Raw genomic sequence first — 20,761 nt, forward strand, 5'->3', positions numbered from 1 at the left:
AGCAGCGTGAATTCCGAGATAATCCGCCATGGGAAGGGGACCATGACCCGTTTTGCAAGTCCGGTCTCGGCGCTCATCATCTGCGTGAACGAGGCCGACATGATCGGCCCGTGCCTGGAAAGCATCGATTTCTGTGCCGAGATCATCATCGTTGATTCCGGCTCGACGGATGGCACAGTCGAATGCATTGAAAGCTATATCGCCAAGGGCTATCCGATAACGCTGCTGCACAATGATTGGCCGGGCTTCCCCCGCCAGCGGCAATTCGCGCTCGACCACGCCAACCAGCCCTGGTGTCTTTCGATCGACCCGGACGAGCGCGTCGACGACCGGTTGCGGCAGTCGATCGTGGCCATCACCCAGGCGGTCGGCGGCAAGGCCAGCGGATGGTACATGCGCCGCCGCGACTGGCTGAAGGGCTACGGCTATGCCCATCGCTGGGTGCTGCACAACAGGCTGCTCAGGCTTTTCCGCAGGGAAGGCGCCACCATGGATCTCACCGCGCGGGTGCATGAATCCGTTCGCGTGCCGGGCGAGACCGACACGATCGAAGACGGTGTCCTGCTGCATCGCCGTGAAATATCGGTCGAGGAGGATCTTGCCAGGGCCAACGCCTATTCCGGCCTCAAGGCGGTCTCGCTGGTCGAGAAAGGCAAGAAGCCCGGCCTGGTGCGGCTGGTGCTATCGCCGGTCGGCAATTTCCTCAAATTCTACCTGGCCAAGCGCTACTTCCTGTGCGGCCGCCATGGCTTCGTCTACTCGATGTCGGTGATGATCTATTCCTTCGCCACCGAGGCCAAGCTCTACGAAGCCTCGCAGCGCAACGACTAGAGCAATTTCAGGAAAAGTGCGTAGCGGTTTTCCGTCCGAAATTGCGTGAAAACAAAGAGTTAGAGCGGTTCAGCGATTCTATCAAACGCTGAACCGCTCTAGGCGTAGGGCCTACGATCCGAGCGCGTCGATGGCGGCGAGCAGGCCGCCGAGATCGTGGTCGTCATGCAAGCGCCTGATGGCGAAGCCGGGCTGAAATGCCGCCTCACCATCGACCAGCCAGCCCTGTGCCAGTCCCGCGCGTTGGCCCGCCTGCATGTCGGCCAGCTTGTCGCCGACCATCAGGGAGCGCTGGAGGTCAAGATCAAGGCGCCTGCCCGCCTCGATCAGCATGCCCGGATTGGGCTTGCGCATCGGATGATCGGCTACAGCGAGAGGCCCGACGCCCGCCTCGTGATAGGCGCAGGCCAGCACCATGTCGACGGACACGCCCTGCCCGCGCAGCAGGTCGAGCACGCGGCCGTTGACCGCTGCGAAAACGTCCCAGCCGAAATAGCCGCGCGCGACGCCGGACTGGTTGGTGACCATGACGACCGGAATTCCCGCCCGGTTGGCGGCGGCGATTGCCGGCAGCATCTGCTGCCTCAGCTCGATCTCGGCCGGATCGCTGGGATAATCGGTGTCGACATTGATGGTGCCGTCGCGGTCCAGGAACAGCGCCGGCGACCGTGCCGGGAAAACCCGGCCGCCGATCCGCTCCACCCACAGGCCCGGTTCGGTCAATGGGTGCGGCTTCCCGATCCTGTCAGCCATTCGACAGGCGCGCTTCGACCACCTCGCACAGATAATGATAGAGGCACAAATGGCCCTGCTGGATGATCGGCGTCGAGGTCGAGGGTACGTTGAGCAGGATGTCGGTGAGCGGCTTCAGCTTGCCGCCGGTATCTCCGGTCAGGCTGACCACCGTCATATCCATCATGCGCGCCTGTTCGGCCGCGGCGAGAATGCTCGGCGAATTGCCGCTGGTCGAGATCGCCAAAAGCACGCCGCCTGCAGCGCCATGCGCTTCGACCTGGCGCGAAAACACCGTGTCGAAGCCGTAATCATTGCCCCAGGCGGTCAGCATCCCGGCGTTCGCCGGCAGCGCAATCACATTGTAGGCCTTGCGCTCCTTCAGGAAGCGGCCGACCAGTTCGGTGGCGATATGGATGGCGTCGCTGGCCGAGCCGCCATTGCCGCAGACCAGCAATGCCTTTCCAGAGGAAAGCGCCGACACGACAGCGCTCACCGCTCGTTCCATCTCGCTGGTCAAATCTCGCTCGACCGTGGCAGTGATGGCGGCCGCCGAGCGGACCAGATAATCGTTCAATTCGGACATGAGATCCCTCAGTTGGTGGCGCTGCCGGCGCGTAGTTTGCCGATGGTGCCAGTGGTGCTCTTGCCGGCGACCAGGTCGACCAGCACGACGCGGCCGCCCGCCTTCTGCACCACATCGGCGCCGACCACGGTATCGATGGTGTAGTCGGCGCCCTTCACCAGTATGTCGGGCAGCAGCGCTTCGATCAGCGCCAGCGGCGTATCCTCCTCGAACACCACCACGGCATCGACAGAAGCAAGCGCCGCGAGCACGCAGGCGCGGTCATGCTGGTCGTTGACCGGGCGGCCCGGCCCTTTCAGCCGCCGCACGGAGGCATCGCTGTTGAGCCCAAGCACCAGCCGGTCGCACTGGCTGCGCGCCGCGTGCAGCAGGCTGACATGGCCAGCATGCAAGATGTCGAAGCAGCCATTGGTGAAGCCGACGCTCAGGCCCTCCGCCTTCCATCCCGCCACCATGCGCGCGGCCGAAGTGGCGTCGAGGATGGCGTCCTTGTGCGCGGTCGGTCCGTGCGAGCGGAACAGCGCGCCGGTGAGTTCCTCGACACTCAGCCGCGCGGTGCCGCGCTTGCCGACCACGACGCCGCCGGCGGCGTTGGCGATCGAGGCCGCGGCGACAGGATCGGCACCGGCCGCAAGCGCCAGCGCGAAGGTCGCGATCACCGTATCGCCGGCGCCCGAAACGTCGAACACCTCGCGCGCCTGGGTGGCGATGTGGCGTGCCTCGTCGGGGCCGACCACGCTCATGCCCTTTTCGCTGCGGGTGGCGACGACGAAGTCGAAGCCGTGCGCCGAAATCAGCTCGCGTGCCGCCGCGACGATCTCGTCATCGGCGAACACCGCATGGCCGACGGCCTCGCCAAGCTCCTTGCGGTTGGGCGTGACGGCGGTCGCGCCGGCATAGCGCGCATAGTCGCGGCCCTTCGGGTCGACCAGCACCGGCTTGCCCGCCTCGCGGCAGATGGCAATCAGTTCGGCGGCGACGCCGTCCAGCAATATGCCCTTGCCGTAATCGGACAGGATGACAATGTCCGCCTGTTTCAACGCGTCCCGGAAACGGCGGATCAGCTCCGCCCGTTCGGCCTCGCCAAGCGGCTTGATCTCTTCCTCGTCGAAACGCAGCACCTGCTGGTTGAGCGCGCTGAAGCGGCTCTTCGACGAGGTCATGCGGCCGCGCTGCTGCACAAGCCCCGCCGTATCGGCGCCAAGCTCGCCCAGCATCCGCACCAGGCTGTCGCCGGCGGGATCGGTGCCGATCACCGAGACCGGACCGGCGCGTGCGCCAAGCGAGACGACGTTGGCCACGACATTACCGGCGCCACCCATCGCCGAGCTTTCGCCCCGCCCATGCAGCACCGGGATCGGCGCTTCCGGCGAGATCCGTTCGATGACGCCATTGACGAAGCGGTCGAGGATGAGGTCGCCGGCCACCAGCACGGCGACGTCGCCGAAGCGCGCGATAGCGCGGTGCAGGGGCTCGGGTGAAGGCGGATTGTGCTTGATCATGTCATCTGCCACGCGCGGAAAACGCCGATCTCAGATAGGTCGAAACACCAGATTTGCGAGGCCGGCCGGTCATGCCTGCCGATATACCGCAATTCGGCACAGCGCAACGGCAGGGGCAGAGGCAAACCCGGACAGGTCAGGTTTTCTGCAGGGCGACGTGGACGCCGAGCCCGACCAGTACCGCGCCGCCGGCCCGCCGCATCAGGCGCTGCGCCCGGCTCGAACGCCGCAGCCGCCCGATCACGAGGCCGGCCAGGAACACGCAGACGATGTCGGCCGAGGAGAACATCAGGTTGACGATCGTGCCCAGCACGACGAATTGCAGCCAGACCGGCAAGGTCGCCGAGGCATCGATGAACTGCGGCAGGAACGCCATGAAGAAGATCGCGGTCTTGGGGTTGAGCACCTCGACGGTGATACTCTCGAAAAACGCCCGGCGGGCCGATTTGCGCTCGATCGCCGGCAGCGCCACGTCGCCCTCCACGCGCTTGCGAAACAGCGAAATGCCGAGCCAGATCAGGTAAAGCGCGCCGACCAGCTTGACCGCCATGTAGAGCGGCGGCACGGCGTGGAACAGCACGGACAAGCCGGCGGCGGCGGCAAAGACATGCACATAGCCGCCGAGATGGATGCCGAGTGCCGCCGTTAGCCCCGACCAGCGCCCCCGCGCCATCGTCTGCGCGGCGGCGTAGAGCATCGCGGGACCTGGAATATAGGCGAAGATCGCCGTGGTGGCGAAGAACGCGATCAGCAGTTCGGTCGACGGCATTTTTTGTCCCCTTGTCGTGGGTCAGCCCCAGCAGGCGCCAACTGAGTGGAAGCTTTGCGGCGCCACTGTGGCGCAACCACCTGCTTTGTCGACAGCCCGGCTGACCTCCCTTATAAGGACCGGAATCGCACGCAACCAGAGGCTTTCATGATCATCGTCACGGGCGGCGCCGGCATGATCGGCTCCAACATCGTCGCCGCGCTCAATGCGGAAGGCCATGACGACATCCTCGTCGTCGACGACCTCACCGACGGCCACAAGATCGCCAACTTGGCCGATTTGACGATAGCTGACTATCTCGACAAGGACGATTTCCTGGCCCGCATGGAGGCCGGCTCGCTCGGCCGCATCGAGGCAGTGTTCCATCAGGGCGCCTGTTCGACCACCACCGAGTGGAACGGCAAGTTCATGATGGAGGTGAATTACGCCTATTCGAAACGGCTGCTGCATGCCTGCCAGGCGCTGCGCGTGCCTTTCCTCTACGCCTCCTCCGCTTCGGTCTATGGTGGCGGCGCCGAATTTCGCGAGGAGGCTGCGCTGGAGCGGCCGCTCAACGTCTATGCCTATTCCAAGAAACTCTTCGACGACTATGTCAGGCGCACGGTGTTCGACGCCGATCATTCGCAGGTCGCGGGGCTGCGCTACTTCAATGTCTATGGCCCGCGCGAAGCGCACAAAGGGGCCATGGCCTCGGTCGCCTTCCATCTGTTCAACCAGGTCGAGCGCGGTGAAAATCCGAAGCTGTTCGGTGCCCATGACGGCTTCGGGCCAGGCGAACAGAGCCGCGACTTCATCCATGTCGGCGACGTCGCCGACGTCAATCTGTGGCTGTGGAAGCGCGGCGCGAGCGGCATCTTCAACTGCGGCACCGGGCACGCCCAGCCGTTCCGCGCCATCGCCGAAACGGTCATCGACACGCTGGGCAAGGGCGAGATCGAGTTCATCCCCTTCCCCGACCATCTCAAGGGCAGCTACCAGAGTTTTACCCAGGCTGATATGTCCCGCTTGCGCGCGGCCGGCTATAACGGGCAATTCCGCACAGTAGAAACCGGCGTCAGAGACTATGTCGAATGGCTGAAAGCCCAACGATCCTCGTGATCGGCCCACGCTGGGTGGGCGATATGGTGATGGCGCAGTGCCTGTTCTCGGCGCTGAAGGAACGCCATCCCGACGCCGCGATCGATGTGCTGGCGCCCGCCTGGGCGGCACCACTGGTCAAGCGCATGCCCGAAATCCGCCAGCAGATCGACTTTCCGCTACAGCCCGGCGCGCTCGAATTCAGCCATCGCCGCCGCTTCGGCCGCCTGCTGCGCGGCCGCTACGACATGGCCTACGTCCTGCCAGGCAGTTGGAAGTCGGCGCTGATCCCGTTCTTTGCCCGCATTCCGCGTCGTTTCGGCCACCTTCGGGAAATGCGCTACGGCCTGCTGACCGACATCGTGCCATTGCCCGATGCCGTGAAACGGCGCACCGCTCAGGCCTATTTCGGGCTCGCCCAGGGCGGCAGTTTCCGCGCGCCCCGGCTGACCGTGGATCCGAAAAACCAGGCCGCCCTGCTCGACCGGTTCGGTCTGGCGCCGCGGGAATTCGTGGCCCTCATGCCCGGCGCCGAGTTCGGTCCGGCCAAGCGCTGGCCAAGTGAAAGCTATGCCGGCCTTGCCCGCGAATTCATGGGCAAAGGCTTGAAGGTCGCCCTGTTCGGTTCGAAGAACGACCGCGACGTGACGGCGGAGATCGCCGCCCTTGCCCCCGGTGTCGTCGACCTCGCCGGCCAGACACGGCTGGAGGACGCCATCGACCTGATCGCGGCGGCAAGGCTCGCGGTCTCCAATGATAGCGGGCTGATGCATGTCGCGGCCGCCGTCGGCACCCCGATCGTTGCCGTCTATGGCTCGACCTCGCCTGAAAATACGCCGCCGCTGGCGGAGCGACGCGAACTGGTCTGGCTCGGCCTGTCCTGTTCGCCCTGCCACCGGAAAATCTGTCCGCTCGGCCACCTCAACTGCCTGAAGACATTGGAAGTCCGGCAGGTAGCGGCGGCGGCCGACCGGCTGCTGGAACTTCCGGCCGCGGCATGAAGGTGCTGATCGTTAAGACATCGTCGATGGGCGACGTCATCCACACCTTTCCGGCACTCGAGGATGCCAACCGCGCACGGCCCGATATCGCTTTCGACTGGTGCGTGGAAGAGGCATTCGCCGGCATCGTCGCCCTGCATCCGGCGATCGGCACCATCCACACGGTGGCGATAAGGCGCTGGCGAAAGACCCTTTTCGACACGAACACCTGGCGCGAGGCGGCGGCCTTGCGCCGTGCTTTGCGCGCCTGCCGGTATGACCTCATCATCGATGCGCAAGGCCTGCTGAAGTCGGCCCTGGTGGCGCGCCAGGCGCGTGCGCCGATTGCCGGCTTCAACCGGTCGAGTGCGCGCGAACCCTCGGCGACGCTGTTCTACGACATCACCCACGCCGTGCCGCGCGACCTGCACGCCATCGAGCGGACACGGCGACTGTTCGGGTTGGCGCTTGGCTATCAGCCCGATTTGTCGACCCTCGACTCCGGCATTGTGCCACCCTCCGGCAGTCTGGCCGGCATCGACGGCAAAACCGCCTTCCTGTTGCACGGCACCAGCCGCGAGGACAAGAAATGGCCGGTCGAGGACTGGATCGGAACAGCCCGCCTGCTGGTCGAGCGCGGCATGACGCCGGTCACCACCTGGTCGAACGAGCGTGAGAAGACGGTGGCCGAAGCGGTCGCCAAGGCCGTGCCATCCACGGTCGTGGTGCCCAAATCGCCGCTGGCCGACATCGCGGCCATCCTCGGGCGCTCGACACTGGTCATCGGCGCCGATACGGGATTGACCCATCTCGCCAGCGCTTTCGGCCTGCCGACGGTTGCGGTGTTTTTGGCGACGGAGCCGGGCTTGACCGGGCCGCGTGGGCCTTACGCGTCGACTTTGCTGGCGCCGGCCGGCGGGGGCGTGACGCCGACCGAGGTTGTGGCTGAGGCGGAGAAACTGTTGGCACTGAAATTACAAGCGCCGGCTTAGGACCTTTCAGAATTCGCTCTGGCGAGTCAAATAGCGTGGTTCTTCGAGAACCGGAGCGGAGCGTACTTTAAAGTACCTGAGCACCGGAAGCGCAGAAAACCGGGCTAGTTGGCCGCCAGAGTAGAATTATCAAAGGTCCTAAATAAACTGCACCTGGACGATCTCGTACCCGCGTGCGCCACCAGGCGCATTGACCTCGATGGCGTCGCCGACTTCCTTGCCGATGAGCGCACGGGCGATGGGCGAGGAGATCGAGATGCGGCCCGATTTCACATCGGCTTCCTGGTCGCCGACGATCTGGTAGGTCTTCTTCTCCTCGGTGTCCTCGTCGACCAGCACGACGGTGGCGCCGAACTTGACCTTGTCTCCGCTGAGCTTGGTGACGTCGATCACCTCGGCGCGCGCGATATAATCCTCGAGCTCGTTGACGCGGCCCTCATTGAGGCTCTGCGCCTCTTTCGCGGCATGATATTCGGCATTTTCGGACAGGTCGCCATGCGAGCGCGCCTCGGAGATCGCCTCGATGATGCGCGGCCGCTCTTCCTGCTGGCGCCAACGCAGTTCTTCCTTCAATGACGCGAACCCCTCGCCTGTCATCGGGACCTTGTTCATAGTGCCTGACCTTTCCTGCCGCCGCCCCCGCGTTTCGGGGGAAGCCTTGTCGTTGGGTATAAAAAGAAAACGGTCCGGCAGCCTCGGGCTAACGGAACCGTTTCACCGCAATTTCCCTGAATATAGCAATCTTTGCGGGCTTTTCACGCTCAAAAATCGGTTTTGCAAAAATCATCCCTTCTTTTGTCAGCGAAGGTGGCTGTGGGATGGAGCGAACAAAAAACGGCCGCGATTGCTCGCGGCCGTTTCGAAACCATGAAGCCCGATCAGCTTCTCATGAAATGTTCGATCTGCTCGGCCAGCATGCCGTATTCGCGCGAACCCTTGCCGGTGCGCTTTTCGATCTCCGTCAGCTGCTGCTGGGCGCCGGCCAGGTCGCCGATCTGCAGATGCGCCTCGCCGAGATATTCACGCACCAACGTGTAATTCGGGTCGATGCGCAGCGCTTCCTCGTAATAGCCGAGGCCGACGGTGACGCGGCCGGAATGGCGGTGCGAGTAGCCGAGATAGTTGAGGATGCGCGGATCCTGCTTGTTTGCGGCAAGAACGAGGACCGAGATCGCCTCGTCATAGCGGCCGGCCATCGCCAGCGCATGGCCAGCGTCATAGATGCTGTCGTCGTCCAGCATGCCTTCCTTGGGCGGCACGCATTTCTGTTTCTTCTTGTCCCAGACTTCACCCTTTTTGCATTGGGTGACGGTCTGGTCGTTACCGCCACCGCTACCGGCCGAAAACACCGGAACGGCAAAAAACTGCATGGCGACAAGCGCGGCGGCCGCCTGGATCAGCACTCTTTTATGCATGGAAAACCTCCTGAGGGTGTGACAATGCAACACTAACGCCGAGCGGCCCGCGTTTCATCCCGGAAAAAGCCCGTCTGGAGAACATGAGGTGACGGATGCCGCAAATCCGGTATCATCTGCCTCGAATGAGACTGATCCACGGAGAGGGCCCGTGCAGCGGCGGCTTGACAAAGACTGGGATCTCACGATCGGCCCCGACACCGTGCGGCTGTTCATTCTCAAGGCCAAGGCGCTGAGCGCGGCCGTCAATGAGGACTATGCCGGCGGCGCCGAACACGAGGTCGAGTTCGACGGCGACAGGCATGACAACCACCACCATGACGGCCTTGCCGAGGAAAGCTCGGAAAACCTCACCGAGGAAGAGCTGCGCGAGCTGATCAACGACCTCAATATCGACGAGGCCGCCGAGCTGATCGCGCTGGCCTGGGTCGGCCGCGGCGACTACGACGCCTCGGAATGGGCCGACGCGGTGGCGGCGGCGCGAGAGCGGGCCAACAAGCGCACGGCGAAATACCTGCTCGGCATGCCGCTGCTCGCCGACTTGCTGGAAGAGGGACTGGAAGCGATCGGCGCGTAACGCGGAGGTAACCGATTGTGATCGGGTCGAAGCGCCTGTCCAGGCAACTTCAGCCGACCGGCGCCGTTTCGTGGGTGATGGCAAAGCTGAGCTCTTCCCGTAGATCCAGGATGATTGCATCGGCGATGGCCGTCACGGCTCTGCTGGTCATGCCGGCCGAGGCCAAACATCGTCACAAACATCACAGGCCGCTAAGCCCGCGCGTGGAGCAGCCGCTGACACAGCGGGCCGATCAGCCGCTGAACCCGCGAGGCAAGCGGCAGTTGAGAGCGCGGGCCAGGCAGCATCCGGCACCAAATCCAGCACCGCGGAAAACGCAGGATATCCAGCCATCCGCCGATGTTCCGGTGCCCGAGCCACGTCCGGCGGACACTCCAAAGGTCGACGCTCCAAAGACGCAAGACCGGAACGCTGAAAATCCAAAGCGCGGCGGATCGCCCGATCTGCTCAAGGACCCCGATCTGCTCAAGGACCCCGATCTGCTCAAGGACCCCGATCTGCTCAAGGACGAAGAGGCCCATCGGAAAAGCCAGACACCGCCCGAACCGTCAGCCGAGACGGAAAGCGAGCCAGAGCCGCCAGCCGTGGTGCCAATACCGACGCCAAAGCCGGGCACCACGACGCCCGAGCCTCAGCCGCCGGCCGTCGCCCCGCAGCCGACGCCAAAACCGGGGGACGCGGCCGACGAGGAGAAGATGTTGCCCGATCCACGCTCGGCCGATCTTCCCGCCGACAAGATGCCGGCGGAGGAAGTCGCCTGCCGCGAGCGCCTGAAGACGCTCGGCGTCGAATTCGAGGAGCACAAAGCCGAGAGCAACCCCGAAATCGGCTGCTCGATCCCTTACCCGATAATGCTGAAGACGCTCGGCAAGTCGATCGCGATTGCCCCCGGCACCGAACTCAACTGCCCGATGGCCGAGGCGGCGGCGCGTTTTGCCGCCGACGTCATCCAACCGGCGGCGAAAGCCGAGTTCGGCGCCGATCTGAAATCGATCGGCCAGGCGTCGGCCTTCATCTGCCGGCCGCGTAACGGCACGCGCAAACTGTCGGAACATGCTTTCGGCAACGCGCTCGACATCGCCAGCTTTACGCTTTCCGACGGCAAGACGATCGAGGTTGGCCCGGCACCGCCCGAGAAGGACGGCAAATTCCTCGACGCGGTGCGCAAGGCCGCCTGCGGCCCGTTCAAGACCGTGCTCGGCCCCGGCGCCGACGCCGACCACGCGCTGCATTTTCATTTCGATCTGGAGCCTCGCCGGCATGGCGGTACGTTTTGCCAGTGAGCGGAACCTCCGCCGCATTTCAGCCGCAGGCGTGAACGCGGGCGCTGAGTTTTTCTTTACCCTTGATCGTTAAAATGCCGGATATCCAGAATTGGGATTCCGCCAATGGCCGGCACATTTCGCGCCGTTTTCCTCGCCGCACGCCAATTGAAACCTGCTGCGTTGCTGGCCGCCAGCTTTGCACTGGCCGCGGTTTCGGCCTGCAACACCGGCAGCGTGCTGTCGTTGCAGCCTGCCGTCGATGTCGGCTCGCAGACCGCGGCCGTGCCGCAATATACGGGCATGCAGAAGCTTGTTCCGTCCAATCCCTATATGACGCAGGCCGCCTATCCGCGGATGGATGAGCCGATGTCGCCGGTCGAGCAGATCCCAGCCAGCGAAACCGATTGCCGCCAGCAGCTGAAGCGCCTCGATGTCGCCTACACCGATCTGGCGCCGATCCACGAGGGCCAGTGCGGCATCGACTATCCGGTCAAGGTCTCGGCCATCGGCGGCATCCAGATGAAACCCGCGGCGACGCTGACCTGCGACATGGCCGCCACCTTCGCCGCCTGGACGAAGAACGAACTCGTTCCCTCCGCCCGCTGGCGCTACTTCTCCGGCGTCAGGACCATCCACCAGGGCTCCAGCTATTCCTGCCGCAACATTGCCGGTGAAGGCGTGCTGTCGGAGCACGGCAAGGGCAACGCACTCGACGTCATGAGCATCGAACTCAACAATGGCGACGACATCGACGTGCGCAAGCCCGGGCTGTTCGCCTTCCGCACCCGGGACTTCCTCAACAATGTGCGGGCCGACGGCTGCCAGTATTTCACCACCGTGCTCGGCCCCGGCTACAATTACGATCACCGCAACCATTTCCACTTCGACATCAAGAACCGCAAGAACGGTTATCGCGCCTGCCGGTAGAGCACGGCAATCAAAGACGATGGAGTTTAGCCGGAACCCATGCTTCGTCTCCTAGGGCGGAGCAAGGAGCGTAGCGACGCAGCGTAGACCCTAGGATGACGAAGGCGTGGTGGCCGCAACGAGACAGTGAGTAGATGACCCACAGACGTCTTCGGCGACGCATTGCGATCTGGATACCGGCCCTATTGGCCGGATATGTGGCGCTCGCCTATGTCGCCGCGCCGGAATTCTGGACATTCCGCGATCGCGGCTTTCGCAACCAGCGCTTCGAGATGGTCACCCACACGCCGCAAGGCATTCCCGGCGACCCCATCAATGTCGGCCTGGTCGGCACGGAGAAGGAGCTGGTGCACGCTTTCGCCGCCGCCGGCTGGGACACCGCCGACGCCGTCACCTTGAGGACCGCCATCGACATCGGCGAAAGCGTCCTGTTTTCCCGGCCCTATCCCGACGCGCCGATGAGCCGCCTGCTGTTCGAGGGCCGCGCCCAGCAACTCGCTTTCGAAAAGCCGGTCGGCGACAGTGCCGACCGGCGCCACCATGTCCGCTTCTGGCGGACGGATACGGTCGGCGACGACGGAAGGCCACTCTGGCTGGGCGCCGCCAGCTTCGATCGCGGCGTCGGCTTGAGCCACGACACGGGCGCCATCACCCATCATATCGGTCCCGACCTCGATGCCGAACGCGACTTTGTGATCGGCGATCTCAATGCCGCCGGCCTGTTGCTTTCAACCAGCGACGTGGCAGGCATCGGCCCCACCCGGACCGGCCGCAATGGCGGCGGCGACCCCTATTTCACCGACGGCAAGGCGATCGTCGGCGTGCTGAGGTAATTGCCATGACCGGAGATCAGGCCGTGGTGATGACGATCTTGCCGAACGGCCCCTTCTCGAGATGCTCGAAGGCCCGCGGCACCTCGTCGAACCCAAAGATCTTGTCGATGACCGGCTTGATCGCCAGCGCCTCGATCGCCTGGGTCATCCGTTCGAAGGCGCGGCGGTGGCCGATCGAAATGCCTTGCACGACAATCCGGTTGCGCAGGAAGGGCACGATCGGAAAGCTGAGCTCCATGCTGCCCAGGATGCCGATGATCGACAGTCGGCCGTCGGCGGCCAGCGCGTCGAGCGAGCGCCGCGCATTGTCGCCGCCGACCATTTCGAGGATATGGTTGACGCCGGCGCCACCTGTCAGCTCGCGCGCCGCCTCGTCCCATGCCGGCCTGGTGCGATAGTTGATCACTTCCCATGCGCCGAGCCTCTTTGCCTGCTTGAGCTTGCCGTCGCTGCTTGACGTGACGATGGCGCGCAAGCCGAAGGCGTGGGCGAATTGCAGCGCAAACAGGGAGACGCCGCCCGTGCCCTGGATGAGAATGGTCTGGCCAGGCACAGGTCTTGTCGCCTCTGCCATGGCGAACCAGGCCGTCAGCGCCGCGATCGGCAGCGTCGAAGCCTCCGCGTCGCTGAGCGAAGGCGGCGCCAACACAGCGGCATCCTCATGCAGGAGCAGGTAGTCGCTCAACGTGCCGGGCAGCGACGATCCCAGCGTGTGCTTGTGCAGCACCGGCGGCGCATCGCCATCCGGCCAGTCGGCAATCACGTGCCCCAGCACGCGCTGGCCGGTCCGGAAACGGCTGACATCGCCGCCGACCGCCACCACTTCGCCAACCGCATCCGATGTCGGGACGAACGGAAAGCCAAGGTCGGGGATCAGCACGCCATCGACGATCATCCTGTCCTTGTAGTTCAGTGATATGGCCTTGATCCGCACCAGCAGGTCATGCGGCCCGGGCTCGGGAATCCTCCTTTCGGCCAATTCCAGCCTGGGCAGGCCGAAGCCGGTCATCCGCCAGGATCTGTTGATGTCGCTGCTCATTGCGTCTGCTCCCGATTGCATGGCGATATTTACGCTGTTTCACTGTGGAAAAAAGCGCTTCTATGATCCATAATTGGAAACGAGTTGGTGATCAGATTTCTACAATGGGAATAGATCGATGGAATCCGCGGATCTGCAAGGCATCGTCGCCTTCGTTCAAACGATCGAGGCAGGAAGCTTCACCGGCGCCGGAGAGCGGCTGCGCGTGACGAAATCGGCGGTCGGCAAAGCGGTCGCGCAGCTGGAACAGCGGCTTGGCATTCGCTTGCTCAACCGCACCACGCGCAGCCTCAGCCCGACAAGTGAAGGCCTGTCCTATTATGAAGCCTGCGTCAGGGCGCTGTCCGAGATCGAAGCCGCCCAGGCGCTGCTTGCCTCACGCCGGCAGGTGCCCTCGGGCCGGCTTCGGGTCGACCTGCCCTCGGCCTTCGGCCACCGCTGCGTGGCTCCCGTGCTGTTCGACATTTCCAGGCGATTTCCCGATCTGGCCATGGAGATTTCCTTCAACGACCGCCGCGTCGACCTCATCGAGGAAGGCATCGACCTTGCGATCCGCATGGGCGACCTCGACGACAGCCTGTCGCTCGCCGCACGCCGGCTCTATACCCAGCGTTCGGCCATATGCGCCGCCCCCGCCTATCTCGACACAAACGGCAGACCACGGACGATCGAGGATCTCGCCGGCCATGACCTGATCGGCTACACCCGCAACGGCGTCGCCCACGCCTGGAGCATCAGGCAGGCCGATGGCCATGTCGTGAAGTTCACGCCGCGGGCAAGGCTGGTGCTCGACAATGGCGAACCGATGCTCGGCGCGGTCCTTGCCGGTTGCGGCATCACCTTCCTGCCGACCTGGCTGGTGGCGGACAGCCTCAGGAGCGGCGCGCTCGAAATGGTGCTTGTGGACACGCTGGTCGAAAACATTTCCGTCCATGCCATCTGGCCGGTGACACGGGCCTTGACGCCCAAGGTGCGGGTCGTCGTCGACGCGCTGGTCGCGCATTTCTCATCGCCACCCTGGGACGCCGTCTGATCGCCCCGCATCGGCCGTCATCTTTCTAAAATGGTCGCCGACTATTTTCGAAAGCCGTGCGGCAATGCTATTGAGCCCTCATGCTATACGTTGAAATCGCCACCGTGGTCGTCCTCATCTGCGTGAACGGCCTTCTGTCGATGTCCGAACTCGCCATCGTCTCGTCGCGGCCGGCTCGCCTGAAGGCGATGATCGACCGCAACGTCAAAGGCGCCGGCCGCGCTTTGGCGCTTGGTTCCAATCCGGGCAAATTCCTGTCCTCCGTGCAGATCGGCATCACGCTGGTCGGCGTGCTCTCGGGCGCCTTTTCCGGGGCCACGCTCGGCCAGAGGCTGGCGCAATATCTGGCTTCGACAGGCATCGGCGAGAACATCGCCGATCCGCTCGGCGTCGGCATCGTCGTGGCCATCATCACCTATGCCTCGCTGATCATCGGCGAACTGGTGCCCAAGCAGATTGCGTTGCGCGATCCCGAGCGGGTCGCGGCGCGCGCGGCCCCGGCAATGACCATCCTTGCCTCCGTCTCGGCCCCTCTGGTCTTCCTGCTCGATATTTCGGGCCGTTCCGTGCTCTGGCTGCTCGGCCATCGCGGCGAAAGCGAGGAAAAGGTCACCGACGAGGAGATCAAGATGCTGGTCGCCGAGGCCGAGCATCACGGCACCATCGAATCCGACGAGCGGCGCATGATCGCCGGCGTCATGCGGCTTGGCGACCGCGCCGTGCGCGCCGTCATGTCGCCGCGCACCGATGTCGACTGGATCAACCTGCAGTCCGACGAAGCCACGATCCGCAAGCTTCTGATGGACACCCAGCATTCGCGCCTGCCCGCCGGCGACGGCGGGGTCGACGCCATGATCGGCGTCATCCAGACACGCGACGTGCTGGCCGCACTGCTCGGCGGCCGCGCGCTCGACCCGCGCAAATATGTGCGCGCGGCACCCATCGTGCACGACCAGGCCGATGCGCTGGACGTGCTGCAGAAGCTGAAGGAGAGCAACGTGCCGATGGCGCTGGTGCATGACGAATACGGCCACTTCGAAGGCATCGTCACCCCCGCCGACATTCTGGAAGCCATCACCGGCGTCTTCCGCTCGGACCTCGAGGCCGGCGAGGAAGAAAACGCCGTCCAGCGCGATGACGGCTCATGGCTGCTCGCCGGCTACATGCAGGCCGACGAGATGGCCGAGGTGCTGGGCATCGATCTGCCGGAGAACCGCGACTACGAGACCGTCGCCGGCTATGTGCTGTCGCACATGCACCATCTGCCGGCGACCGGTGAATGCGTCGACGCGCAGGGCTGGCGCTTCGAGGTGGTCGACCTCGACGGCCGCCGCATCGACAAGCTGATCGCCACCCGCCTGCCCAGCGGCCACCGCGAGATGGCACGCTGATCGTTCAAATGTGTAAAGAGATCTACTGCTCAGCGAAGGCGCGCGCGAATGAATCGAGCATCGGCCGCGCGAGATACTCGAAAAAAGTCCGATCGCCGGTGCTGATGAACGCCTCGACCGGCGTCCCGGGATAAAGTTGATCACGCCTCACGCCGGGCGGCAGGTCGGCGGCAATCGTCAGCTTGGCGCGGAAATAGGGTTCACGCGTGGTCTGGTCGATGAGCCGATCCGCCGAAATCTGCGTCACGGTGGCTGAAACCTCTGGCGTGAGCCGTGAGTTCAACGCGGACAATCGCAGTTTCGCCGGCTGGCCGACACGGACCTGATCGATGTCCTTCGGCCGCAGCTTCGCATCGACGACCAGGCCCGACGCAGTGGGCAGGATCTCCATGATCTTTTCGCCCGGGGCAATCACGCTGCCCTTGGAATTGTAAGTCGACGACACCACGATCCCCGCTGCCGGCGCCTTGATCGTCGTACGCCGCAGCACCGCCTCCGCCGCCCTGATCTGTTCGTCGACATCGGCCAGATTGGAGCGAACGTCGTCCAGTTTCGTCAGCGCCTCCTCGACGCGTTGCGTGGTCAGGCGCTCGGTCTGCTCCTGGCCTTCGACGATCTGGGTGTTGGCCGTCGCGAGATTGGCCTCCAGCGCTCCGGCTTGCCCGACGAGATCGGCCTCGCTTCGCAATAGCTGGGAGTATTCGGTACGGTTGGTGAGCCCCCTGTCCAGCAAGCCGGTCTTGATGCCGAGTTCTTTCTTTACGACTTCGGCTTGTTGCTGAACGGCCTGTTTCTGGGCCTGTAACCCCACCACCGACTGCCGGTGCATGGCGACCCGTTGTGCCAGGATCGATTTTTCCGACCGGAACCGGGCGAGCCTGGCGTCGAATTCCTTTTGCTGTTCTCGAATCAGGATCTCGAAATCGGGCTGGAAAGGTGCCGGCGCCGCTTCGGTGATTGGCGCCAGCCTGTCCAACCCGTCGCGTTCCGCCTCCAGCCGCGCCGCACTCGCCCTGAGCGCGATCGACTGTCTCGTCAGCCGGTTGAGTTCGGCCTGCGCGGCCGTTGGGTCCAGCACGATCAGATCCTGGGCCAGTTGCACGCGATCGCCTTCATGGACCAGCAACGCCTGGACGATACCGCCCTCGCGATGCTGGATCTGGATGTTTCCGCCGGTTGCCGAGATCGTGCCTTGCGTGATCACCGCTCCCGACAAGGGGGCGCTGACGGCCCAGTAACCGAAGCCGCCCGCCAGCAGCGCTATGGCGGCATAGCCGGTAAGGGCCACGCGTCTTATGTCGGTGCGGGGCTGACTGTCCCAGGCGAGGCTCCGTGTCGTCATCTCAGGATCCGAAACTGCCACCCGCGCGGATCGTCGGGGCGAACGACCCGGTCACCACCGTGCTCTGCTGGACCGCCTTGCCGGTGACCGACCGCCGCAGCACCTCGCCGCTTGGACCGAAGGCTTCGATCATGCCGCCGCGCAAAAGCATCACGCGGTCGCAAGCAGCGGCGATCGAAGGCTGATGGGTGATCACGACGACCGTGACGCCCGCCGTGCGCGCGGCCGAAAGCACCGCCTCGAGCGCGGCCTCGCCGCTACCGTCGAGATGGGAGCTGGGCTCGTCGAGCACCAGGAATCGCGGATTGCCGTAGAAGGCGCGCGCCAGCCCTATTCGCTGGCGCTCGCCGCCCGACAGCGCCCTGTCCGACGGGCCGATCATGGTCTGGTAGCCGTCGCGCTGCGCCAGGATCAACTCATGCACCTGGGCGCGCTTTGCCGCCTCGACGATCGCTCCGTCGTCCGCCTCCGGGTCGAAGCGGGCGACGTTTTGCGCGATCGATCCTGGAAAGAACTCGACCTCCTGCGAGAGGTAGCCGATATGCTTTCCGAGCTGGCTTTCGTCCCAGGTCCCGAGGTCGGCGCCGTCGATCCTGATTGAGCCGCCGGTCGGTTGGGCGGCACCCACGAGCAACCTCGCCAGCGTCGACTTGCCGGCCCCGCTCGGGCCGACGATGGCCAACGCTTCGCCGGCGCCGATCGCAAAGGTCAGCCGCTTGAGGAGGGGCTCCGTGCCGGGTCGGGCATTCGGCGCCATGAAGAAAACGTCCTGCGCGGAAATCGCACCCGCCGGATCGGGCAGGATCAGTTTTCGCGACCCGGCCGGACGTGCCGCAAGCGCCTTTTCCAGCCGTGCCCACGCCCGCCGGGCGTCGGCGATCTGCCGCCAGGCGCCTATCAGCTGGTCGAGCGGCTGCAGCGCGCGCGACGAGACCAGCGAAGAGGCGAAGATCATGCCGGCCGTCATCTGCCCTTGAAGCACCAGCCATGCGCCGGCGCCGAGGATCGCCAGTTGCAGCATCATGCGCAACGCCCGCGAGGCGCCGCTGAAGATCGCATTGGCGCTCGAGGAACGGTCATGGAAGGTGAGCGCCGCCCCTACATGCCGTCCCCAGACCCGCGCGGCGTTCTCCACCATACCCATGGCGCGCAGCGTCTCCGCATTGCGGGCAAAGGCCTGTTCCGCCTGGCTGGCCAAGGCCGAACGCTCCGTGGACAAGGCATCGTTCCTGCCGATGGCAAGCTGGTTGGCCACGACCAGGAAAAGCAGAAGCACCGCGCCCGCGACCGTCACCCAGAACAGCACCGGATGGATGAGATAGAGCAAGGCGAGGAAGACAGGGGCGAAGGGCAGGTCGAACAACACCGCCACGCCGCGCGACCTGATGAAGGCGCAGACCGAGGCGAGGTCGCGCAGCGGCGACAGGCCGCCGGCATATCTTGCGCCGAGGGAAACGGCGAAGGTGCTGGCACCCAGCTTGCGGTCGACGGTCGCCGCGACGCGCTGCGTGTAAACGGCGCGGATCGCGTCCAGCAGCCCGAGGAAGGCGAGCGCGAGAACCGCGATGGCCGAAAGATAGACAAGCGTCTCGACACTGGAGGACGGCAGCACGCGATCATAGACCTGCAGCAGGTAGAGCGGAATCACCAACAGCAGGATATTGATCAGCAGCGAGAAGACGCCGACATCGGCGATGGCGCGCATGAAGACCGGCCGCAGGCCGGAGGGTCCAGTCATTTCCGCATTTCCCGCCGCTGCATGATCCCGAGACCTTACACGTGGCCCCCGAATTCGGAACCGCCGTGCAGCGTGCTGCTGGCGATGCTATGCGTGGCGGTGCTGCTGGTGAGGTGCAGAGCGCTCGCCGGCGCGTTGTCCAGCGTATAGGCGCGGATGTAGTCGATCTTCATCTCGGCAGGCGTCGCCAGATGATCGGGAGGCGCGCCGGCAATGCCGCCGACCGCGAGATCGGCCAGCATGTACATTGGCTTGTGCATATCGGATGGCGTCGCCGTTTCCGCGACCTGGACACCGTCATAGGTCCAGACGAGCTTGTCCGGCGTCCACAGCACACCATAGGTGTGGACGCCGGCGGTATCCATGGTATTCACCGTCAACGTCACCTTGGTGTGCGTTCCCGTTTCATTCGAGTGCGCCGTCATGATCAACGAGTTCGGGTCCTGTCCGCGCGTTTCGATCACATCCAGTTCCGGCGGCCACGAGCCGTCTGCCGGCAGCAGCCAGAAGGCCGGCCAGGCGCCGGCGTTCTCGGGCAGGTCGGCGCGCATTTCGAAATAGCCGTAGGTCTGCGAGAAAGTGCTGTGTGTGTTGAGGATGCCTGACGTGTATTCGTAATTGTTGATCAGGGGCTTGATGTCGGCCGGCGCCTGCGCGGCGGTGATGGTCAGCACGCCGTTGTTCACGCTAAACGGATGGACGGAGCTCGTCGGCCCATAATTGGCATCGATGTACCATTGCAGCTCGCCATTGCCGGTCAATGTGCTGCCGTTCGGCGCCCCCCATGAGAAATTGGTATCCCATGTGCCACCCTGGGCATTGTGAAGATTGAGCGTGTTGAAATCGTCGCTGAAGGACAGCTTCATTCCGGACATGTCGATCGGCAACTGGAACTGGTTGGAATTCAGCTTGTCGACGGTCGTATCCTTGAACTCGAGGATCTCGCCGGATCCGAGGTTCAACAGCACGTTCGATCCCGCCTGGACCATGTTCGAGTGGATGGCGTCGAACGATGTGAACCCATAGCCATTGAGGCGGACGGTGTCTGTGGCGGCAAAATTGGCGATCAGGTCGCTTCCGTTGCCTTTCGAGATGATGAAGGTGTCGTAGCCGCCGCCGCCGTCGATCAGAACGTCGTTTCCCCGGCCGCCGTCCAGCGTCTGGTGCCCGGCCGTGGCGGTGATGATGTTGTCCAACCCATTTCCGAAGGCGTAGTTATTGGGGTTTGTGACGATGAGGTTCTCGACATTGTCGGGGAGCTTGTAGCTCATCCATGTGCTGATCGTGTCGATGCCTGCCCCGGCGGCCTCGGCCACCTTGTTGCCCGCCCCATAGAGGTAATAGATGTCATCGCCCGTGCCACCGTGCATCGTGACGTTGACACCGCCTGCTCCCCAGAAGGAATCGTTTCCGGCGCTGCCATACATGTCCGGCCCGGCCCCTGTCGCTGAGTACCAGTGGTTGGACGTGCCGCTATAGGGAAGAGGAACACCCACGGCGTTGACGAAGAAGCTCATCGGACAAATCCTCCTCGCGATGCCGGGCCAGCTCGAATCGTTCGATACGAACTCCGGATGGCCGCATTGGATCAATGCTGAAAGGAACGATATCGTTCCGTGGAATCATTACACAATCCACCATAACATCGATCTTTCGGAAGACATATACTTATTATCCGTGAAGAGAGCGCCGCTTAACCGAAGCTATTTAGTAAAATTGTGTATAAACCAGA

At 64.1% G+C, this 20,761-nt stretch carries 20 protein-coding genes; 10 read left to right on the forward strand and 10 right to left on the reverse strand.

Annotated elements, in window-relative coordinates:
• Window positions 1-42: 42 nt before the first annotated feature.
• A complete protein-coding gene (locus O7B34_RS22755) occupies window positions 43-831 on the forward strand; it encodes a glycosyltransferase family 2 protein (protein ID WP_337148220.1) in 789 nt (262 codons plus the stop codon).
• A 111-nt stretch (window positions 832-942) separates the two neighbouring features.
• Here O7B34_RS22755 and gmhB read toward each other — a convergent pair whose 3' ends face one another.
• The 4 genes from gmhB to O7B34_RS22775 all read right to left on the reverse strand — a co-directional run bounded on the left by gmhB (window position 943) and on the right by O7B34_RS22775 (window position 4,420).
• Window positions 943-1,584, reverse strand: coding sequence for a D-glycero-beta-D-manno-heptose 1,7-bisphosphate 7-phosphatase (gmhB, locus tag O7B34_RS22760; RefSeq protein ID WP_337148222.1), 642 nt, complete (start codon window positions 1,582-1,584; stop codon window positions 943-945).
• Window positions 1,577-2,149: a D-sedoheptulose-7-phosphate isomerase gene (locus O7B34_RS22765; protein WP_337108158.1), complete on the reverse strand. Its 573-nt coding sequence runs from the start codon at window positions 2,147-2,149 to the stop codon at window positions 1,577-1,579. Before O7B34_RS22765 ends, gmhB begins: the two co-directional genes overlap by 8 nt.
• 8 nt (window positions 2,150-2,157) lie before the next feature.
• The gene (gene rfaE1, locus O7B34_RS22770) at window positions 2,158-3,651 is read right to left on the reverse strand and encodes a D-glycero-beta-D-manno-heptose-7-phosphate kinase (RefSeq protein ID WP_337148223.1); all 1,494 of its coding nucleotides are present in this window, start codon (window positions 3,649-3,651) and stop codon (window positions 2,158-2,160) included.
• Between the two features lie 136 nt (window positions 3,652-3,787).
• Entirely contained in the window at window positions 3,788-4,420 is a 633-nt protein-coding gene (locus tag O7B34_RS22775; RefSeq protein ID WP_337148224.1) for a LysE family translocator, read from the reverse strand.
• A gap of 147 nt (window positions 4,421-4,567) precedes the next feature.
• On the opposite strand from O7B34_RS22775, the gene rfaD reads away from it, so the two are divergent.
• Genes rfaD through waaC form a run of 3 tightly spaced genes read left to right on the forward strand, consistent with a single transcriptional unit; the run spans window position 4,568 to window position 7,469 of the window.
• The gene (rfaD, locus tag O7B34_RS22780) at window positions 4,568-5,518 is read left to right on the forward strand and encodes an ADP-glyceromanno-heptose 6-epimerase (protein WP_337148225.1); all 951 of its coding nucleotides are present in this window, start codon (window positions 4,568-4,570) and stop codon (window positions 5,516-5,518) included.
• Complete coding sequence (waaF, locus tag O7B34_RS22785; protein WP_337148226.1) at window positions 5,491-6,498, forward strand: lipopolysaccharide heptosyltransferase II; 1,008 nt, start codon at window positions 5,491-5,493, stop codon at window positions 6,496-6,498. Before rfaD ends, waaF begins: the two co-directional genes overlap by 28 nt.
• A complete protein-coding gene (gene waaC, locus O7B34_RS22790) occupies window positions 6,495-7,469 on the forward strand; it encodes a lipopolysaccharide heptosyltransferase I (RefSeq protein ID WP_337148227.1) in 975 nt (324 codons plus the stop codon). Before waaF ends, waaC begins: the two co-directional genes overlap by 4 nt.
• A gap of 138 nt (window positions 7,470-7,607) precedes the next feature.
• Here the strand turns inward: waaC and greA are convergent, their stop codons facing one another.
• Window positions 7,608-8,081 (reverse strand): transcription elongation factor GreA, encoded by a 474-nt coding sequence (gene greA, locus O7B34_RS22795; protein WP_023671981.1) that lies wholly within the window; start codon window positions 8,079-8,081, stop codon window positions 7,608-7,610.
• Between the two features lie 266 nt (window positions 8,082-8,347).
• Window positions 8,348-8,884, reverse strand: coding sequence for a tetratricopeptide repeat protein (locus O7B34_RS22800; RefSeq protein WP_337148228.1), 537 nt, complete (start codon window positions 8,882-8,884; stop codon window positions 8,348-8,350).
• A gap of 151 nt (window positions 8,885-9,035) precedes the next feature.
• Here O7B34_RS22800 and O7B34_RS22805 point away from each other — a divergent pair, with 151 nt between their 5' ends.
• From O7B34_RS22805 to O7B34_RS22820, 4 genes are all read left to right on the forward strand, one after another.
• Window positions 9,036-9,461, forward strand: coding sequence for a DUF3775 domain-containing protein (locus O7B34_RS22805; protein WP_027143289.1), 426 nt, complete (start codon window positions 9,036-9,038; stop codon window positions 9,459-9,461).
• A gap of 347 nt (window positions 9,462-9,808) precedes the next feature.
• Window positions 9,809-10,744, forward strand: coding sequence for an extensin-like domain-containing protein (locus O7B34_RS22810; protein ID WP_442920994.1), 936 nt, complete (start codon window positions 9,809-9,811; stop codon window positions 10,742-10,744).
• 105 nt (window positions 10,745-10,849) lie between these two features.
• Window positions 10,850-11,653 (forward strand): extensin-like domain-containing protein, encoded by an 804-nt coding sequence (locus tag O7B34_RS22815; RefSeq protein WP_337148229.1) that lies wholly within the window; start codon window positions 10,850-10,852, stop codon window positions 11,651-11,653.
• A gap of 134 nt (window positions 11,654-11,787) precedes the next feature.
• Window positions 11,788-12,486: an LssY C-terminal domain-containing protein gene (locus tag O7B34_RS22820; protein WP_337148230.1), complete on the forward strand. Its 699-nt coding sequence runs from the start codon at window positions 11,788-11,790 to the stop codon at window positions 12,484-12,486.
• Between the two features lie 16 nt (window positions 12,487-12,502).
• On the opposite strand, the gene O7B34_RS22825 is transcribed toward O7B34_RS22820, so the two are convergent.
• Window positions 12,503-13,525, reverse strand: coding sequence for a zinc-dependent alcohol dehydrogenase family protein (locus O7B34_RS22825; protein WP_337148231.1), 1,023 nt, complete (start codon window positions 13,523-13,525; stop codon window positions 12,503-12,505).
• A 118-nt stretch (window positions 13,526-13,643) separates the two neighbouring features.
• On the opposite strand from O7B34_RS22825, the gene O7B34_RS22830 reads away from it, so the two are divergent.
• Complete coding sequence (locus O7B34_RS22830; RefSeq protein WP_337148232.1) at window positions 13,644-14,558, forward strand: LysR family transcriptional regulator; 915 nt, start codon at window positions 13,644-13,646, stop codon at window positions 14,556-14,558.
• A gap of 80 nt (window positions 14,559-14,638) precedes the next feature.
• Complete coding sequence (locus tag O7B34_RS22835; protein ID WP_337148233.1) at window positions 14,639-15,949, forward strand: hemolysin family protein; 1,311 nt, start codon at window positions 14,639-14,641, stop codon at window positions 15,947-15,949.
• A 22-nt stretch (window positions 15,950-15,971) separates the two neighbouring features.
• On the opposite strand, the gene O7B34_RS22840 is transcribed toward O7B34_RS22835, so the two are convergent.
• From O7B34_RS22840 to O7B34_RS22850, 3 genes are read right to left on the reverse strand one after another with little or no spacing between them, the layout of a single operon-like run.
• On the reverse strand, window positions 15,972-17,291 hold the full coding sequence (locus tag O7B34_RS22840; RefSeq protein WP_337148234.1) for an HlyD family type I secretion periplasmic adaptor subunit: 1,320 nt from the start codon (window positions 17,289-17,291) through the stop codon (window positions 15,972-15,974).
• Window position 17,292: 1 nt separating this feature from the next.
• Window positions 17,293-19,029 (reverse strand): type I secretion system permease/ATPase, encoded by a 1,737-nt coding sequence (locus tag O7B34_RS22845; protein WP_337148236.1) that lies wholly within the window; start codon window positions 19,027-19,029, stop codon window positions 17,293-17,295.
• 35 nt (window positions 19,030-19,064) lie between these two features.
• Window positions 19,065-20,546 carry a family 16 glycosylhydrolase gene (locus tag O7B34_RS22850; RefSeq protein ID WP_337148237.1) on the reverse strand — a complete coding sequence of 494 codons (1,482 nt, stop codon included), beginning with the start codon at window positions 20,544-20,546 and terminating at the stop codon, window positions 19,065-19,067.
• Between the last annotated feature and the right edge of the window lie 215 nt (window positions 20,547-20,761).

This window comes from Mesorhizobium sp. Cs1299R1N3, from assembly GCF_037179625.1.
Taxonomy (GTDB): Bacteria; Pseudomonadota; Alphaproteobacteria; order Rhizobiales; family Rhizobiaceae; genus Mesorhizobium; species Mesorhizobium salmacidum.

Bases quoted from the DNA above. Each gene is read 5' to 3' on its own strand.
- O7B34_RS22755 (WP_337148220.1), top strand. From the start codon at position 43: ATGACCCGTTTTGCAAGTCCGGTCTCGGCGCTCATCATCTGCGTGAAC.
- gmhB (WP_337148222.1), bottom strand. From the start codon at position 1,584: ATGGCTGACAGGATCGGGAAGCCGCACCCATTGACCGAACCGGGCCTG.
- O7B34_RS22765 (WP_337108158.1), bottom strand. From the start codon at position 2,149: ATGTCCGAATTGAACGATTATCTGGTCCGCTCGGCGGCCGCCATCACT.
- rfaE1 (WP_337148223.1), bottom strand. From the start codon at position 3,651: ATGATCAAGCACAATCCGCCTTCACCCGAGCCCCTGCACCGCGCTATC.
- O7B34_RS22775 (WP_337148224.1), bottom strand. From the start codon at position 4,420: ATGCCGTCGACCGAACTGCTGATCGCGTTCTTCGCCACCACGGCGATC.
- rfaD (WP_337148225.1), top strand. From the start codon at position 4,568: ATGATCATCGTCACGGGCGGCGCCGGCATGATCGGCTCCAACATCGTC.
- waaF (WP_337148226.1), top strand. From the start codon at position 5,491: ATGGCTGAAAGCCCAACGATCCTCGTGATCGGCCCACGCTGGGTGGGC.
- waaC (WP_337148227.1), top strand. From the start codon at position 6,495: ATGAAGGTGCTGATCGTTAAGACATCGTCGATGGGCGACGTCATCCAC.
- greA (WP_023671981.1), bottom strand. From the start codon at position 8,081: ATGAACAAGGTCCCGATGACAGGCGAGGGGTTCGCGTCATTGAAGGAA.
- O7B34_RS22800 (WP_337148228.1), bottom strand. From the start codon at position 8,884: ATGCATAAAAGAGTGCTGATCCAGGCGGCCGCCGCGCTTGTCGCCATG.
- O7B34_RS22815 (WP_337148229.1), top strand. From the start codon at position 10,850: ATGGCCGGCACATTTCGCGCCGTTTTCCTCGCCGCACGCCAATTGAAA.
- O7B34_RS22820 (WP_337148230.1), top strand. From the start codon at position 11,788: ATGACCCACAGACGTCTTCGGCGACGCATTGCGATCTGGATACCGGCC.
- O7B34_RS22825 (WP_337148231.1), bottom strand. From the start codon at position 13,525: ATGAGCAGCGACATCAACAGATCCTGGCGGATGACCGGCTTCGGCCTG.
- O7B34_RS22830 (WP_337148232.1), top strand. From the start codon at position 13,644: ATGGAATCCGCGGATCTGCAAGGCATCGTCGCCTTCGTTCAAACGATC.
- O7B34_RS22835 (WP_337148233.1), top strand. From the start codon at position 14,639: ATGCTATACGTTGAAATCGCCACCGTGGTCGTCCTCATCTGCGTGAAC.
- O7B34_RS22840 (WP_337148234.1), bottom strand. From the start codon at position 17,291: ATGACGACACGGAGCCTCGCCTGGGACAGTCAGCCCCGCACCGACATA.
- O7B34_RS22845 (WP_337148236.1), bottom strand. From the start codon at position 19,029: ATGACTGGACCCTCCGGCCTGCGGCCGGTCTTCATGCGCGCCATCGCC.
- O7B34_RS22850 (WP_337148237.1), bottom strand. From the start codon at position 20,546: ATGAGCTTCTTCGTCAACGCCGTGGGTGTTCCTCTTCCCTATAGCGGC.